Raw genomic sequence first — 16,329 nt, forward strand, 5'->3', positions numbered from 1 at the left:
GCCGGGCCCGCCCCGTCCCGTCACCCGGGGCATGCGGCTCGTCCCTTCCTTCCGCGCCTCGTCCCACGGGCGCCCTTCCCGTCGGGCGTCTCCGTAGCTTCCCAGGCGTAGGGAGGCCGGGCGCCTCCCCGGGAGGAAGACATGCGGTGCATCATCGCTGTGGGACTGCTGGGACTCGCCACCGGCTGCGCGGCCGGGCGGGCGGAGCGGGGGAGCTCCACCTTCGCTCCGTCCGCCGTCGCCGTCATGCAGGCATATGACCTGGAGAGCCGCTTCCACGAGGCCACGGACCTGGGGCGCTTCGCCATCGAACGGGCCCGGCTGCTGAAGGACGCAGCCGGTGAGGCCCGCCTCCAGGCGGAGCTGGGCCGGGTCCTCACGCGTCAGCTTCGCCATGAGCCGGGGATGAAGGAGGCCGACGTGCTCGCCGTCCTCCTGCGCGCGCGGCAGCTCGCGGAGGCGTCGGGGGACCGGAGCGCGCTGGCCGCCGCGCTCGATGCGCACGGCATGTTCCTCTACTGGGACAAGGTCGTCGCGGGGCGAGGCGAATGGGCGCCGGTGGTCTCCCTCTTCGAGCGGGCCCATGCCCTGTCGGAGGAGGCCGGGGACATCCGTGGCGCCACCGAGATGCTCTTCCACCTGGGCCTCACGCGGCAGATGCGCGGCGACGCCGCCGGGGCGCGCGGCTTCTACGAGCGCTCCCTCGCGCTCGCGCGGGAGTCCGGAGACGCGCTCATGCAGTCGTATGGCCTGCGGCACCTGGGCGACCTCTCCGAGAAGGACGGGGACCTGGACACGGCGCTCGCGCGGCACCGGGAGTGCGTGCGTCTGCGCGAGCAGGTGGGCTTCCGCACCGGCCAGGTGTTCGCGCTGATTGCCATGGCCCAGGTGCTCACCCTGCGCGAGCCCCTCAGTGAGGAAGCGCTCTCCGCCGTGCAGCAGGCGCTGCGCATCGCCGAGGAGGCGAAGGACCCGGCGAGCCTGCGCGAGTCCCACGCCGCCCTGGGCCGCGTCCACCTGCGCCGCCAGGATGCCGCGGCCGCGCTCTCACACCTGGAGCAGGCCATGGCCAACGCCGAGGCCCATCAGGACTGGCTCACGCTGGTGGATGTGCAGCTCGACGTGGCGCGGACACATGCCCTGCGGGGCGATACGGCGCGCGTCGAGGAGTGGCTCCGTCGCGCCTGGGCCATCACGACGGCGCGAGGGCTGGACGTCGTGCTTGAAGACGTGGAGCGGCTCGGTCGCGAGCTCGGCGTCGCGCTTCGCTGAGCGGCGCCGCGCGCGTCATTCGTCCGCTGTCGTTCATCTGTATGGGTTCGCTGCACTGCTCGTGAGGGAATGGGCGTACCCTGCGCTGGCTTCACACGCTGTCTTCTCTTCCGGAGCCGATTGCATGACGAATGAGACCCTCGTGAACTCGCAGATCACCGACGCCGTGGCGTCCACCCCCAGCGCGGGCGGCACCGCCGGCACGGGAGGCACCACGCGGCGCCGTGGCACCTCGTCGCGCCGCACCACCCGCAAGACCTCCACCCGCGCCGCGGGTGCCCGCAAGGGCGCGCGCAAGACCTCCGCGAAGCGCACCACCACGCGTGGCAAGACGGCCGCCCGCGGCAAGACGGCCGCTCGCGGCAAGACGGCCACCCGCAAGAGCGCTGCTCGCAAGACCCCCCGCGTGGCGGGCCGGGGCGCTCGCAAGGCCACCACGCGGAAGACGGCCGCCGCTGGGAGGACGGCTCGCAAGACCACGACTCGCAAGACCCCGGCTCGCGGTGGCGCCCGCAAGAGCGCTGCTCGCCGCACCACCGCGCGCAAGAGCACGCGCCGCTAGAGCGCGGCCGCGAGGGCCTGGCCCCGCCTTCCGCCGGAAACACGAAGGGCCACGGGTCGCGGACATTCGCCGCGCACCGTGGCCCTCGACCCCGCGCGGGCGCCCCCAGCGGAGCGTCCGGACGTGTCGCGAATCGCACGGAACTGGGCTCCGACGCGGCCGGCTTCCGGAAGCGGTCGCCGGACGTCAGCGCTTGAGGCGCAGGAGGAAGATGTCTCCCCGGGCCGCGGAGCGACGGCCGGGGCCGAAGTCGCTCTCACGGTCCGTGTGGCCGAAGAGGAGGGCGTCGCCTCCCGGCAGCACCGCCACGTTGGGCATCGCCTCCAGGCCGGCCAGCTCACCCCGTGGCTGGGGCGGGTCCGAGAGGAACAGGCGGGTGGCCACCACCGCGCCGGTGGCGTCGTAGCGCAGGGCCACCGGTTGCGAGGAACCCATGCCGTCCGAGCTGGCGGCGCCGTCCTCGATGCGGTTGTAGGTGAAGCCTCCCACCACCACCTCGCCCGCGGAGTCCACCGCGAGTGCGCCCGCCTGGAGCCCGTCACCGAGGTTGCGGCCCCAGCGCTCCTGGCCGCCCGACTGCGTGGAGAGGAGGAAGGGGCTGTAGCGGTAGGGGTGGCCCTGGAGCTTCTTGCCCGCCCAGTCCACGGTGCCCAGGAAGGGGCCGGTGGCCACCACCTCGCCCTGGCCGTCCAGTCCCACCGCCGTCACGGAGCCGCGTGCGTGCTGCAGCGCCCTGGCCCATGTCAGCGCGCCGTCCGAATAGAGCGCGAAGAAGGGGCTGCCGTCGCGGGTGGACGCCACGCGCTGGTTGCCGAAGCGCACCGCGCCCACGTAGCGGCCGCCCACCGCCATCCGCCCACGGCCGTCCGCCGCCAGGGTGGTCAACTCGACGGCGTCCTCCTGCCCCTCGGGCCTGCCGATGGAGAGGGAGTGCTCCGCCTGCCCGTCCGTCGAGTACGTCACCACCACGGCGCCTGAGCCATGCGTGCCGCCGCCGAAGTCCGCGCCGCCGGGGCTGTTGAAGGCCACCAGCGCGCGGCCCTGCGCGTCCACCGCGAGGTCCACCACGGTGAGGCCGTTGCCCGAGGGCCTGCTCGCCCAGACGAGGGTGCCATTCGCGTCCAGCCGGGCCACGAAGGCGCCGTCGCCCAGCTCGCGCGTCTCGAAGTCCAGCAGGCCCTTCACGTTGCCCGCCAGGTAGAGGCCGCCCGCGGGGTCCACGGCCACCTGGGCGCGCACGTCGGCGTGCAGCTCCGCGGGTGTCTCGGGGGCGCGCACCTCGAAGGTCCGCTGCCAGCGCGTCTCGCCGTCGGCCGAGCGCCGCGTGAGCACCAGCGACACCTTGTCATCCGACCGGTTGCGGGTGTCCAGGTCGTCGATGCCATGGACGGCCGCCGTGAAGATGTCGCCGGTGGCGTCCACCGCCGCGTCCAGCGCCAGGTCGTCCTGCGGCGTGCCCTCGCGCGCCTCCCACAGCGTGGCGCCCGGGCCCGGCGGAGGTGGCAGTGGCTCCGGTGTGGGGTCCTGGCTGGTGTCCCCAGGATCCTCTTCCTGGGGTGGCTCTTCGACAGGCTGCGGGATGTCGCCACCGTCGTTCGGAGCCGGCTCGGGCGCCGCGGAGCAGTCCCCGTCGACCGTGTCCTCGCAGGCTCCCGTGTCGGGAGGCGCCTGCACCTCGCCGCTGCTGCAAGCCGTCAGCATCCCCACCCAACCCAGCACCGTCATCCCGATGACGGTCCGGGCCCAACGCCACCCCAGACGCATGATGAAAACCCCCTCCGCCGAGGAGGAGGGTCCGCATGCCACACGGTGCCAGCAACAAGGGGCTCGACGTCTGCCCGCCTGCCCGCTTCGCCGCGGAAGGCCGCCGCATCCCGAGTGGAACGAACGTTCCTTCCACCGCACCCCGCCGCGCCACAGGTGGGGCGCGTGCTTTACCCACCCCGGGCGCGCGCGGTCCGTGCGTACCCCCGCTCCACCTCAGTGACGGGTGGGCGGCGGCTCATCCCCCGACGGGGCCGGAGGGGCGAGCTTCTGGGAGAGGAGGGCGAGCAGCTCCTTCGTGGTGAGCCGGCCCGCCTGGTCCTTGCCTTCGAGCACGCCGGCCACCAGCGCGCGCTTGTGCTCGTGCAGCGCGAGCATCTGCTCCTCCAGGGTGCCGCGCGCCACCAGCCGGTAGACGGTGACGGGACGCTCCTGGCCGATGCGGTGGGCGCGGTCGGAGGCCTGGTCCTCCACGGCCGGGTTCCACCACGGGTCCAGGTGGATGACGCTGGTGGCGGCGGTGAGGTTGAGGCCGAAGCCGCCGGCCTTGAGGGAGATGAGGAACAGCGGCGCGGTGCCCTCCTGGAAGGCCCGCACCCGCTCCGCCCGCGCGCCCTGGGGGGTCTGGCCGTCGAGGTACTCGTACCGGATGCCCTGCGCGTCCAGCACCTCGCGCACCAGCGCCAGGTGCGAGGTGAACTGGCTGAAGACGAGCGTCCGCTGCCCTTCCGCCCGCAGCTCCTCCACCAGCTCCATGAAGCGCTTCAGCTTGGAGGACTCCAGCGTGGAGGACGGGTCATACAGGCGCGGGTGCGAGGCGAGCAGCCGCAGCCGGGTGAGCGCGGCCAGGACTTCGATGCGGCGCTCCTGCTCGCGCAGCTTCGCCTTGCGCGTCTCCAAATCCGAGAGCGCCGCGAGCCGCGCGTCCTCGTAGAGCTGCCACTCCGCGGAGGAGAAGACCACGGGCACGCGCACGTCGGTGCGCGGGGGCAGCTGCGCCTCCACCTGGGCCTTGGTGCGCCGGAGCAGGAAGGGTTGCAGCACGCGGGCCAGAGCGGGCGCGGCGGTGGGGTCGATGCCCTTTTCAATCGGCGAGGCGAAGCGCTCGCGGAAGGCCTCCCAGCTTCCGAGCAGCTCCGGGAAGACGACGGCGAAGAGGGCCCACAGCTCGCCAAGGTGGTTCTCCAGCGGCGTGCCGGAGAGGGCGAAGCGGAAGTCCGCCTCGAGCAGCCGCGCGGCGCGGAAGCGGTGCGTCGTCGCGTTCTTCAGCGTCTGGGCCTCGTCGAAGACGACGGTGGAGAAGCGCAGGGAGGACAGCCGCTCGATGTCGCGCGTGAGCAGGCCGTAGCTGAGCACGAGGACGTCCCTGGGCCCCAGGCGCTCCAGCGTGCCGCCCCGGTCCTCCGAGTCCGCGTACATGTGCATCCGCAGGGAGGGGGCGAAGCGCTTCGCCTCGTCCATCCAGTTGAAGGCCACGGAGGTGGGGGCCAGCACCAGCGCGGGGCCGAGCTTGCTCCTGTCCAACAGCACGGCCAGGGCCTGCACCGTCTTGCCCAGGCCCATGTCGTCCGCGAGCACGCCGCCCGCGTTCCACGAGGCCAGCCGGGTGAGCCAGCGGAAGCCGTCGAGCTGGTAGTGGCGCAGCTCCGTCTTCAGCGTCGCGGGCACGCGGGGGCGCAGCTCCTTCGCGGCGAAGATGCGCTCCACGAGCTTCTGCCACGCAGCGTCCGACTCCACCTTCGCGCCCGAGGCGCCGAGCGCGCTCAGGGCCTCGGCGGCGGACGGGCCCACCTCCAGGCCGTGGCGCGAGAGGTACGCGTGGTCCGACAGCTGCTCCAGGTGCTGGCGCAGGGCGTCTTCAATCTCCACGTAGGACTGCGCGGAGACGTGGATGAAGCGCTCCTTGCGGCGGGCCGCGTCCAGCAGCCGCGCCAGCTCCACGCGCTCTCCGTCCACGGACAGCCCGCCGAGCACGCCGAACCAGTGGCGCCTGCGCTCGATGGTGACCCTGAGGGCTGCGGGCCCGCGTCCGGCGAGCAGTCGCAGGGGCGCGCCGGTCCACTCCAGCTCGGGCTTCGGCTCCAGCGAGGCGCAGACCTTGAGCAGCGTCAGCGCGCCGTGGGCGCTGGTGTAGAGGAAGGTATAGGGGAAGACCTCATCCGGACTGGCGGTGTCGAGCGGGAGGCGGGCCAGGAGCGCCTCGGCGGCCTCGCGCTCCTGGACGAAGTTGCGCACCGCATGGAAGGGCGTGGTGCCGCGCCGCACGTGCACGTCGCGGGAGCCCTCACCCGGGATGAACGCTCCGCTGTCGGGAAGCGGACGCGTGCGGACCTCCAGGCGCACGCCGCCGCCGTGCTGGGCCTCGAGCCGTAGCACCATGAGGTTGCGCGTGGGGAGGGCCTCGCCCATGACGCTGCGGGGCATGGCCACGGGCAGGCGCTGCGAGAACTTCGAGAGGCGCTCCAGCAGCGCGCCGTGGCTCTCCGGAGGGAAGGCGTTGCCGTGGCGCTGGAGCACCCCGAGGACGGCGCGGGCCTCGGCGCTGACGTCGAGCACGGTGAGCCGGCGCGAGCCCTCGTCCCACAGGAAGAGGGCCTCATCGGGCTTCGACTTGCGCACGCGCTCCAGCAGCGTCGGAGGAAGTGTCGCGCCGTCAACGCCCGCGGCGACGATGACGGTGCCGTCGCGGTCCTCGGCGACGAGCCCCACCCGGGCGCGCTCGACGCGCACGAGCTCCGGGGTGTCCTCCAGGAAGATGCGCGGGTGGTTGGCCAGCTCGAAGAGCAGCTCACGAGAGGCGGGGGCCGCGGTCTCCGGCAGCAGCGCGGCGAGGCGTGCGTCGGTGGGGGACAGCAGCGAGCCGTACTCCTGGAGGAGCCGCCGCCGCGTGAGGCGCGAGCCGGTGCTGAGCTGTCCCTTCTTGTTGCGGCGGTGGAGGTAGGGGGCGAGCTCCACGCCGTAGCTCGGGATGACCTCCAGGCGCCAGGAGAGCTCCGAGCCCGTCGCGGCGCTCGGGCTCTCCTCGACGGCGCGCTCCAGGGCGCGCAGCGTGCGCTCCCAGGCGGGACGGACCAGCTCTTCGAGCAGGTCGCCGAGCTCGTCCGTCCAGGGCTGGCGCAGCCAGAGGAGGGCGGTGTCGATGGCGGCCAGGATGTGCACGCACGCCGTGGCGCCGCAGGAGCAGTCCGCCTTCACCTCCGTGGGGGAGAAGGTGAGGCGTGCCTCAGGGAGGATGAAGCCGGCCACGGCTCCGAGCGGAAGCTCCGAGCAGCGCGCCTCCTTGAGCTTGAAGCCGGGCAGGACGGCGTCGTGCTGGAGGCTCTCCGGGGAAAGCCAGCGCCGTGGGCGGGCAGCGATGGTGTCGGGGATTCGGGCGCGCAGGTCCACGAGGAGGCAGTGGACGGGGTGCGTGCGGGCTTCTTCGGGAGGACGGAGGCGCTCGGGGATGGAGGCGCGGGCGTCCTCGGCGGCGGCGCGCTCGTCTTCCAGGAAGCGGCAGGCGAGGCGGGGGAGCAGGTCCCGCATCTTCGGGGACGGTTGGACCTCGGAGGTCCAGCGCGCCACGGACTCCACGCTTGCCAGCTCGACGAGCCTGCGTCCGGCGATGGCCATGCGGAACTGCGGCACCAGCGGGGCCTCCACGCGGGGGCCGAGCATGACGAGGCTGAGGCGGGTGACGTGCTCGATGCCGTGCGCCCGCAGCCACGTGAGCAGCGCGCCATCCGTGTCGAAGGGAGGGCCTCCGGCCTCCTGCGAAGGGCGGGGGGAGGACGGCGCGGGCTCGGGAGGCATGCGGTGGCTGTTTCTTCAGGATGCGCGGGCGAATGGCAAGCAACCAGGCCCGGGTGTCACGACCATGTAACGGCGACGGCCGTGAATCTACCTCGGTAACGGAGAGGTAACGATCATGTAAACACAGCGGCCCCGCACTGGCCCTCATGCGTCACCGCTCTGTAAAAGCAGCCTATTCGCAGTCTGCGAATTTTACGGAGAGGTAACAGTGTCGGCCCCGCGTGATGCATCCACCCGCGCCAATCTGCTGGGCAGATACGAGCTCGTCACCGAGCTGGGTCAAGGCGGGATGGCAAAGGTGTACCGGGCGCGTGCCGCTGGCCCGGGAGGCTTCGAGAAGACGCTGGTGGTGAAGTGCATCCTGCCGCACCTGGCGCAGGACCCCCAGTTCGTCGAGATGTTCCTGGCCGAGGCCCGGCTGGCGGCGCGGCTCAACCATCCCAACCTCGTGCAGATTTTCGACTTCGGCGAGGCGGCGGGCGCGTACTTCCTGGCGATGGAGTACATCGACGGGCCGACGCTGCGCGCGCTGCTGCGGCGGCTGGCCGCGCAGGGCCAGGCGATACCGTATCCCCTCTGTGCGCGCATCGCGTCGGCGGTGTGCGAAGGGCTCACGTTCGCGCACGAGTTCTCTGATCCGGACACCGGCGAGGCGCTGCGGATGATCCACCGCGACGTCAGCCCCGACAACATCCTGTTGTCGCGCAGCGGCAACGTGAAGCTGGTGGACTTCGGCATCGCCAAGGCCACCAGCCAGGCGCCGCAGACGCAGGTGGGCACGCTCAAGGGCAAGGTGCCGTACATGGCGCCCGAGCAGCTGCGCAACGAGCCGCTGGACCCGCGCACGGACGTGTACGCGCTGGGGGTGGTGCTCTACGAGATGGTGGCGGGTGCCAAGCCCTTCGAGGCCAGCAACGAAGCGGCGCTGATGCGTGCCATCCTCTTCGAGCCCTTCATTCCCGTGGCCGCGCGGCGAGAAGGCGCACCCGAGGCCCTGCTGCGCATCATCCAGCGCGCCCTCGCGAAGGACCGCGAGACGCGGTACGCGGACTGCCGGCAGATGCAGGCGGACCTGGACCGGTACCTGCTGAGCTGCGGGCACCCGGTGGGCGCGCAGCACATGGCCCAGCTCATCAGCCGCGCCGGCGTGCCCGTCGGTGGGAGCCCCGTCGTGGGCACCCCCGTCTCCGGCGGGGTCAGCGTGCCGCGTGACGCGTCGCCGGGCTCCGGCCTGTCGCGGCCCGCCACCGGGCCGTCCATGCGCGCCCCGACGGAGGTCAACCCGGAGCCGCAGCCCACCGGGCCCACGCAGCCCCTGTTCCTGACGCGAGGCCGGGGTGTGCTCCTGCTCGCGGTGGGCGTCGGCGCGCTGCTGGCGGGCGCCGTCGCCGTGGTCTTGCGCCCCAGCGGTCATGACCTTCCGCCCTCCGCTCCCGTGGCCGCCAACACGCTGCCCTCCACGGGCGTCCCCGCCGCGACGACCTCCGCGCCCGGGGCCCACGGCGCGGGGCCCTCCACGGGAGGGGTGCCGGGCACGGCCCCCGCGGGCACGAACGCGGAAGGAACCGTCGTTCCGCCCACCGGCGTCGCCGCGGCCGTGCAGGGCGCCACCGCGGAAGGAACCGTCGTTCCGCCCGCCGGGGCCACGGGTCAGGCCCCCGCCGAGCCGACGGAGGTGGAGCTGCAGGTGACGGTGACGCCGCGCAAGGCCCAACTCCGCCTGGATGACCGGCCGCTGGAGGGCACCCCCTTCTCGGACACCTTCCCCCGGGATGACCGCGTGCACACGCTGCGTGTCTCCGCCCCCGGCTACACGACCGTGGTGAAGGAGCTGCGCCTCGACCGCGACCTGGCGCTCGACATCACCCTGTCCCGGCGCGGCCAGGAGTCGCGCCGTCCCGCCGTCGTGGAGACCCCGGCTCGCGAGCCGGCCCAGGTCCAGTCGCAGGAGCCGGACTTCGCCGAGCTGCCCGCGAAGCCGACCCGGCGCAAGCCGCCCCGGCGCACCCTCGACTCGGACAACCCCTGGGCCGAGCAGGGCGGCACCTCTTCCTCGGAAACCCCATGAACTCCATCTCGATGTGTCATCCGAAGCGGCTCGCCCTCGTGCTCCTGGTGGCGATGGCGGCGGGCAGCGCCAGCGCCGCCGCCCCTGCTCGAAAGACTCCCAGCGCGCGCACCCAGCAGATGGAGGAGGCACAGCGGCGCTACGAGCGCGGCAAGGAGTTCTACGAGGAGAGCGACTTCAGCGCGGCGCTCGTGGAGTTCCAGCGCGCCTACGAGCTGGCTCCGAGCTACCGGCTCCTCTACAGCATCGCCCAGGTCCAGTATCAGCTGCAGGACTACCCGGGCGCGCTGCGCAGCTTCCAGCAGTACCTGCAGGAGGGCCAGGCGGACATCACCGCCCAGCGCCGCGAGGAGGTGCAGCGCGAGGTGGAGCGCCTGCGCTCGCGCGTGGCGTTCCTGGACATCGTCACCCAGCCGGTGGGCGCGCGGGTGTCGGTGGATGACCAGCCGGTGGGGCGCACCCCGCTGTCCGAGCCGGTGATGGTGAGCGCCGGCCGGCGCAAGGTGACGGCCGAGCTTCCCGGTGAGCCTCCAGTGACGCGCATGGTGGACGTCGCGGGCCAGGACAGCGTGCAGGTGAAGCTGGACTTCGCGCCTCCGCCCGTCCAGAAGCCCGCCGCCGTCACGGAGTCCGTGGCCTCCACCCCCGTGGCGGCGACTCCCGGCCTTGCGGCCCGGGCCGAGCCGCGCGGCGTCCCCTGGAAGATGTGGACCGCCACCGGCGCGCTGGCGGTGGGCGCGGGTGTCACCGCCGTGCTCGCCAACGGCGCGGCCAGTGACTTGAAGACCCAGCGGGACACCTTTGGCGTGACGCGCGCCCAGCTGGACGACGCCAGCAGCAAGGCGAAGACGCTGGCCCTCACCAGCGACATCCTCACCGGGGCCACGGTGGTGGCCGCCGGCATCTCCGCCTTCATGACCTTCTCCGGCGGCTCCTCCTCCAACGCCTCCGCCCCGTCCGTGACGGTGGGCGTGGGCCCCGGCAGCGTCGGTGTCGCCGGTGCCTTCTAGCCTTCAGCCTTCCAGAGCCACACCCATGCCTTTGCCTTCCTTCTCCCGGAGCGGCCCCGCCCGGCTTCGTGCTTCCTCCTCCTTCCGCCGGGCGCGCCGCGTCCTGCTCGCCCCGGTACTGCTGATGGCGGCCTCCGGCTGCTCGCTGGCCCTGGATACAGAGTCCGCGCAGTGCTCCACGGACGCGGACTGCGAGCGCTTCGGCACCTACCCCATCTGCCAGGAGGGGGTGTGCCTGCCGTCCGGGCTCGGCCCGCAGGGCTGCTTCCGGGGTGCCGCCACCAGCGAGGAGCAGTTCCTCAACCAGTGCACCCGCGCCGACTGCGTGCCCTTCGACAACTGCGCGCGCCTGGGGCGGTGCAATCCCGACGAGGCGCTGCCCGACCTCGTTCCCCGGCCTCCCTGAGCCGCTCCGTCCTCTTCCCGCTCCCCTTCCGAAGACTGCCACCCATGAGACCTTCCGCCCTCCTCGGCGGCCCGGCGCGCGCGCTGGCGCTGCTCCTCGCCGCGCTCGCTGTCCCGGCCGCCCACGCGCAGACGAACACGCCCACCATCTCCTGCCCCTCCACCCAGGTTGTCTACGTGGCGGGCTCGTCGGCCGTCCGCTCCTTCCTCACGGTGGTGGCGCCGCTGCTCGCCCAGGACACGCCCGCCTACAGCATCGTCTACCAGTCCCAGGGCTCGTGTACGGGCGTCACCGCCATCTTCAGCACGGACCCGACGAAGCGGGTGATGAAGGACATCCCCGCCGCGGGGACGCGGGCCGCCAACTACGCCATCCTGCTCAAGGCGGATGGCTCGGCGCAGGAGTGCTCGCTGCCGCCGGAGGGCGTGCTGGTGGACATCGGCGTGTCGGACGTCTTCGCCTCCACGTGCGGCGTGGAGGCTCCCGCCGGGGTGCAGACCGCCGATTACGAGGGCCCCGTCCAGCCGATGACCTTCGTGGTGCCGGTGAACTCCACGCAGAAGAGCATCAGCGCGGAGGCGGCGTACATGGCCTTCGGCATGGGCGGCAATGCGGGCAAGGCCACGCCCTGGCTGGACGCCTCGCTGTTCTTCGTGCGCAACGCCAGCTCCGGCACGCAGCAGATGATTGCCCGGGCCATCAGCGTGCCGGCCGACAAGTGGTGGGGCGTGGACCGCGGCGGCAGCGACGGCGTGCGCAAGAACATGAAGCTGCTGCTGGACGCGAGCTCCTCGGAGAAGGCCATCGGCATCCTGTCCACGGACGTGGCGGACGAGGAGCGCTCCAATCTGCGCATCCTCGCCTTCCAGGCCCGGGGACAGAAGTGCGGCTTCCTGCCGGACTCCACCCCGTTCGCCAAGGACAAGGCGAACGTGCGCGACGGCCACTACCCCATCTGGGGGCCGGTGCACTTCTACACGCGGGTGGAGAACGGGCTGCCCACGGCCGCCGCGGGGGCGCTGGTGAGCCGCTTCGCCGCCCCGCAGCTCGAGCAGCCGCTGCTGGAGGCCATCATCAACAAGCACCTGGTGCCCAAGTGCGCCATGAAGGTGAAGCGCACCGCGGAGATGGGGCCGCTGTCGCCCGTCACCTCCGGCCTGCGCTGCGGGTGCTTCTTCGACAAGGTGGCCAACGGCGCGTCCTCGTGCACGCCGTGCGGTGGCCCCGGGGACTGCCCTTCCTCGGCGCCCTCCTGTAACTACGGCTATTGCGAGCAGGGCGGCTGAGGTCGCCGGGGCAGGGGCTTTCGGGAAGGAGCCTCCTCAGCCCCTGGCGATGCGCGTGGCGGAGTGGGAGTCCTGTTCCGCGCGCTCCAGGTGCTCCACCAGGAGGGCGTTGACCTCCGTGGCGCGGGTGATGGTCATGGCGTGGGCGGTGCCGCTCAGCTCGACGTAGCGCGCGCCTGGAATCCCCTGCGCGAGCTCTCGGCCAGAGGCGGGCGTGGCGATGCGGTCATGCTCCGCGCTCGCGACGAGCGTGGGGATGCCGGCGAGTTCGGAGAGGAACGGCCGTGCGTCCGCGCGGGCCATGGTCTTCACCTGCTGCATCAGGATGGGCGGCGACTCCGCGAGGTCGCGGTCGAAGAGCGTGCCGAGCTTCTTCGCCATGGCGTCGGGGTCGACGGTCGCCAGCTCCTCGTGGGTGAGCACCATCTCCATGAAGGCGCGCTGTCGCATGCGCCGCGTGCCAATGCGGGTGCGCAGGCCGACGCGCACCAGCCACGGCGTCAGCTTGGAGGGTGCCTTGCCATTCGCGAACGTGCACAGGAGCGCGAGGCTGCGCACGCGTGCCTTCGCGCGCCGGGCCACGTACTGCGCGATGAGCCCGCCCATCGAGTGCCCGACGAGGTGCGCGCTCTCCCAGCCCTGGGCGTCCATCAACGCGAGGACGTCCTCGGCCATGAGCTCGAGGGAGAGGGGCTCGGCGGAAGGAACGCTCCTTCCATAGGCGCGGTTGTCGAAGCACAGGAGCTGGAAGCGCGGCGTCAGCGCATCGAGTTGAGGCAGCCACCCATTCGCGCCGACGCCCGAGCCCTGGATGAGCACGACGGGCGTGCCCTGGCCCTCAATGAGCCAGCTCAGGTTGCAGCCCCGGTGCATCGTCGCGCGTCGTTCCACGAGCCTCTCCTCCGGTAGATGGAAATGACGCTGGCACGGCCCGGCGGAGCATTGCGAACAGGCGGCCATGGGCACGTCATGGCAGCCAGTAGGCGACGTGAGGAGGAGGGTGGAACTGAGGTGGTGTCAGACCCCTGGGGTAGGAAGTAGTGGACACGCAGTAGAGGGTGGGGTTCCACTCCAGGGAGGCAGGGTCGATGATGGAAGGGTGGGGAGTTGGCGGCCTGGGGAGTTCCGAGATGAGCAAGGAGACGAAGCGCCCGGCGACGTATGCCGACCTGGAGGCGCTGCCCGAGCACATGGTCGGGCAGATCATCGACGGCGAGCTCATTGCCATGCCGCGGCCGGCAGGTCCGCATACGGTGGCGCACACCGTGCTGATTGGTGAGCTGTACACACCCTTCCAGCGAGGAAGTGGCGGGCCCGGAGGGTGGTGGTTCATGACGGAGCCGGAGTTGCACTTCGGCGACGACGTCCTTGTTCCAGACATCGCGGGTTGGCGCATTGAGCGAATGCCGGAGGACCAGGAGGCTCCCTACTTCAGCCTTCCCCCGGACTGGGTCTGCGAGGTGCTTTCTCCCTCCACCGCGAAGCTGGACCGCCATCGCAAGAGTGAGATCTACGCACGCGAAGGCGTAGGGCACGTGTGGCTGTTGGACCCGGTCTCACGGACGCTGGAGGTGTTCCAGTTGAGGGACGGACAGTGGGTGCGGCGCGGAACCTGGTCGGGTGAGGTGAGTGCCAGGGCCGAGCCCTTCGAGGAGCTCGAACTGGAGCTCGCGAGACTGTGGCCGCGAATGCCTCAGTCACCGCAGCCTCCGTGACTCACGCCCGCGTCACGGGCGCACGGGCGCTGCCTTCGCCGAGAGCGCCAGCAGCACACCCACCAGCAGCGCCGCTCCCGCCAGGACCAGGCGCTGAGTCACGCTCTCACCGAGCAGCAACACGCCGCCCACCGCCGCCAGCACCGGCACGCAGAGCTGAACGATGGCGGCCCGTGTCGCCGTCAGGTGCGGCAGCGCCGCGTACCACAGGCTGTAGCCCACGCCCGACGCCAGTGCCCCCGAGCCCACCGCCAGCGCGACGCCGTGCCCCGTCGCATGCGGCGCCCCCTGCACCAGCATCCCCACGCCCGAAAGCGCCGCCGCCAGGGGCACGGAGCGCAGGAAGTTGTCCGCCGTCGCGGCCAGCGGATTGCGATTGCCCCGCCCCCGCAGCGAGTACACGCCCCACGCCACCCCCGCGCCCGCCATCAGCGCCGCGCCCACCGGGTCCGGCGCGGACACGCCGGGCGCCGTCAGCCCCACCAGCCCGCCCAGCGCCAGCACCAGCCCCGCCACCTCGCGCCCCTTCGGGCGCTCACCGCGCACCAGCCCCGTGCCCAGCATCGTCGCCTGCACGCAGCCGAACAGCAGCAGCGCCCCCACGCCCGCCGGGATGCGCACGTACGCCAGCGAGAAGCCCGCCGCGTACACGAAGAGCGCCAGCGCCGAGGGCCACGAGCCGCCCGTGTGCCGCCCACCCCGCGTCCACAGCAGCAATGCCAGCACCACCGCGCCGGACACCAGCCGCACCCCGGTGAAGGACGCCGCGTCGATGAGCCGCCCGCCTCCCGCCAGCGCCGCGCGGCACAGCAGCGAGTTGGCCGCGAAGCCCAGCAGCGCCAGCACCGTGAGCAGTCCCGTCCGCATCACCGCCAGAATCCCACGGACAGGCCCACGTTGGTGTACCGGCGCGCCAGGTCGAAGGACGCGGCAATCGCCCAGTCCTCCCAGTAGCGCAGGACGAACACCTCGAAGCCGCCCGTGACGTGCGGCCGCGCCGGCCTGCCGTCGAACGGCGAGGGCTCCGCGTAGATGCCCGCGCGCAGGCGAACCATGCCCGGCACCGTGTCGTGCTCCACGCCGATGCGGGGCGCGAACTCGGAGGCGTGGCCCACCGACTCCGTCTCCGCCGTGGAGGCGAACGAGCGCAACGGCACCGCGTTGTCCACGCCCGAGAAGAGGTCCACCTGCGCGCTGAGCAGCCACCGCCCCGCGGGGGCGTCCTTTGGCACCTCGTCCGGTACCGGCAGCGCGTCTCCCTCCACCACCAACTGCCGCCGTGCCGCCGGAGACAGGCGGTTGTAGCGCTCGGAGCCCTCGCCGAAGCGCCAGCTCGCCCCGAGTGAAAGCACCGCCGGCGCCACTACCGCGCCGAAGAGCGTGCGCCCCGCGAGCACCGGCGCCTGGCCCTCTTCCGCGCGCAGGTCCGCCACCACCTCCGGCCGCACCGTCACGCCCAGCCGCCACGCGCGCCCGTGCGGCCGGTACAGCATGTCCACCTCCACGCCCGTGTCGCCGTAGCGAATCTCGTCACCACCCGAGGAGAGGCGGAAGGACGCCTGCGCCGCGAACAGCCCCAGCGCGAGGATGAAGTCGTCCTGCCCGAAGGCCACCGCCCCCGCCAGCACCGACTGCGTCAGCGACACGCGGATGCGCTCACTGTCCCCGTTGCACGCGGCCGTGGCGCAGTAGGACACCTCGCTGTTGCGCAGCGCGAAGCCGATGCCGAAGCGCTTGTACTGCAGCAGCAGCCCGCCCAGCAGCTGCCGGCTGTCCTCGGACTCATCCGGCCGCCCGTCGTTGTCCAAATCCCGCTTGCGCCCACCCGTGAAGGGCAGGTCCAGCCAGGTCAGCGTGACGCCCAAATCCCAGTCCTTCTCCAGCGTGGCGCTCCGGTGCGCCAGCGCCGCCAGGTTGCTGGGGAAGCCCGCGGCGCCCTCGGCGATGCCCACGTACGCGCCGCCCAGCGCCACCACGCGCGCGGAGCCCAGCAGCGCGCCCGGGTTGAAGTACAGCCGCTCCGGGCGCGGCGCCTGGGGCTCTTCGTCCTGAGCCCACGCCGCTGGAGCGCCGCACAGCACCGCCGCGCAGAGGAGTGCCAGGCCGTACCTGTACGCCCCGGTGCTCACTTCGCCCGCACCACCTCCGCGAAGAGTCGGTCGGCCTCGGCGGCCAGGCCGGTGTCGCGGAAGGTGAGGCCCCCGGCGTCGTGGGTGACGAGCGCCAGCGTCACCTTCCTCCAGCGGATGTCGATGTCCGGGTGGTGGTTCTCCTTCTCCGCCGCCTGCGCCACCTTCTCCACGAAGGCGATGCCGGCGAGGAAGGAGGGCGCCTCGTACGTGCGGCGAATCATCCCGCCCTCGTGCTTCCACTCGGGGTGCTGGGAGAGGAAGGACTGGAGCGCCTCGGGAGCGAGCAGCGTGCGGTCATAGGCCATGCCCGCTTTCTACCCGC

At 72.3% G+C, this 16,329-nt stretch carries 13 protein-coding genes; 7 read left to right on the plus strand and 6 right to left on the minus strand.

Annotation, left to right across the window (positions count from 1 at the left end; translation table 11 throughout):
* Positions 1–141 precede the first annotated feature (141 nt).
* Both G4D86_RS15485 and G4D86_RS15490 read left to right on the plus strand, forming a co-directional pair.
* Positions 142–1,272, plus strand: coding sequence for a tetratricopeptide repeat protein (locus G4D86_RS15485; protein WP_163994274.1), 1,131 nt, complete (start codon positions 142–144; stop codon positions 1,270–1,272).
* Positions 1,273–1,396: 124 nt separating this feature from the next.
* The gene (locus tag G4D86_RS15490; RefSeq protein ID WP_163994277.1) at positions 1,397–1,834 is read left to right on the plus strand and encodes a cell envelope biogenesis protein TolA; all 438 of its coding nucleotides are present in this window, start codon (positions 1,397–1,399) and stop codon (positions 1,832–1,834) included.
* A 186-nt stretch (positions 1,835–2,020) separates the two neighbouring features.
* On the opposite strand, the gene G4D86_RS15495 is transcribed toward G4D86_RS15490, so the two are convergent.
* Entirely contained in the window at positions 2,021–3,598 is a 1,578-nt protein-coding gene (locus tag G4D86_RS15495) for a hypothetical protein (protein WP_163994280.1), read from the minus strand.
* A 216-nt stretch (positions 3,599–3,814) separates the two neighbouring features.
* Positions 3,815–7,390, minus strand: a complete 3,576-nt coding sequence (locus tag G4D86_RS15500; RefSeq protein ID WP_163994283.1) for a DEAD/DEAH box helicase — start codon at positions 7,388–7,390, stop codon at positions 3,815–3,817.
* A gap of 208 nt (positions 7,391–7,598) precedes the next feature.
* Here G4D86_RS15500 and G4D86_RS52115 point away from each other — a divergent pair, with 208 nt between their 5' ends.
* The 4 genes from G4D86_RS52115 to G4D86_RS15520 are packed head-to-tail and all read left to right on the plus strand — an operon-like array spanning position 7,599 to position 12,160.
* Complete coding sequence (locus tag G4D86_RS52115; protein WP_240360270.1) at positions 7,599–9,458, plus strand: serine/threonine protein kinase; 1,860 nt, start codon at positions 7,599–7,601, stop codon at positions 9,456–9,458.
* Positions 9,455–10,468: a PEGA domain-containing protein gene (locus G4D86_RS15510; RefSeq protein WP_163994286.1), complete on the plus strand. Its 1,014-nt coding sequence runs from the start codon at positions 9,455–9,457 to the stop codon at positions 10,466–10,468. Before G4D86_RS52115 ends, G4D86_RS15510 begins: the two co-directional genes overlap by 4 nt.
* A gap of 25 nt (positions 10,469–10,493) precedes the next feature.
* Entirely contained in the window at positions 10,494–10,874 is a 381-nt protein-coding gene (locus tag G4D86_RS15515) for a hypothetical protein (protein ID WP_163994288.1), read from the plus strand.
* A 44-nt stretch (positions 10,875–10,918) separates the two neighbouring features.
* Positions 10,919–12,160 carry a hypothetical protein gene (locus G4D86_RS15520; RefSeq protein ID WP_163994291.1) on the plus strand — a complete coding sequence of 414 codons (1,242 nt, stop codon included), beginning with the start codon at positions 10,919–10,921 and terminating at the stop codon, positions 12,158–12,160.
* Positions 12,161–12,196: 36 nt separating this feature from the next.
* Here G4D86_RS15520 and G4D86_RS15525 read toward each other — a convergent pair whose 3' ends face one another.
* The gene (locus G4D86_RS15525; protein WP_240360271.1) at positions 12,197–13,051 is read right to left on the minus strand and encodes an alpha/beta fold hydrolase; all 855 of its coding nucleotides are present in this window, start codon (positions 13,049–13,051) and stop codon (positions 12,197–12,199) included.
* Positions 13,052–13,290: 239 nt separating this feature from the next.
* On the opposite strand from G4D86_RS15525, the gene G4D86_RS15530 reads away from it, so the two are divergent.
* Positions 13,291–13,875, plus strand: a complete 585-nt coding sequence (locus G4D86_RS15530; RefSeq protein ID WP_163994295.1) for a Uma2 family endonuclease — start codon at positions 13,291–13,293, stop codon at positions 13,873–13,875.
* 12 nt (positions 13,876–13,887) lie between these two features.
* Here G4D86_RS15530 and G4D86_RS15535 read toward each other — a convergent pair whose 3' ends face one another.
* From G4D86_RS15535 to G4D86_RS15545, 3 genes are read right to left on the minus strand one after another with little or no spacing between them, the layout of a single operon-like run.
* On the minus strand, positions 13,888–14,742 hold the full coding sequence (locus G4D86_RS15535; protein ID WP_163994297.1) for a DMT family transporter: 855 nt from the start codon (positions 14,740–14,742) through the stop codon (positions 13,888–13,890).
* Positions 14,742–16,004: a hypothetical protein gene (locus tag G4D86_RS15540; protein WP_163994300.1), complete on the minus strand. Its 1,263-nt coding sequence runs from the start codon at positions 16,002–16,004 to the stop codon at positions 14,742–14,744. Before G4D86_RS15540 ends, G4D86_RS15535 begins: the two co-directional genes overlap by 1 nt.
* Positions 16,001–16,312: a 4a-hydroxytetrahydrobiopterin dehydratase gene (locus G4D86_RS15545; RefSeq protein ID WP_163994302.1), complete on the minus strand. Its 312-nt coding sequence runs from the start codon at positions 16,310–16,312 to the stop codon at positions 16,001–16,003. The genes G4D86_RS15540 and G4D86_RS15545 overlap by 4 nt, the downstream gene beginning before the upstream one ends.
* Between the last annotated feature and the right edge of the window lie 17 nt (positions 16,313–16,329).

The sequence above is a fragment of the Pyxidicoccus caerfyrddinensis genome (genome assembly GCF_010894405.1).
Taxonomy (GTDB): domain Bacteria; phylum Myxococcota; class Myxococcia; order Myxococcales; family Myxococcaceae; genus Myxococcus; species Myxococcus caerfyrddinensis.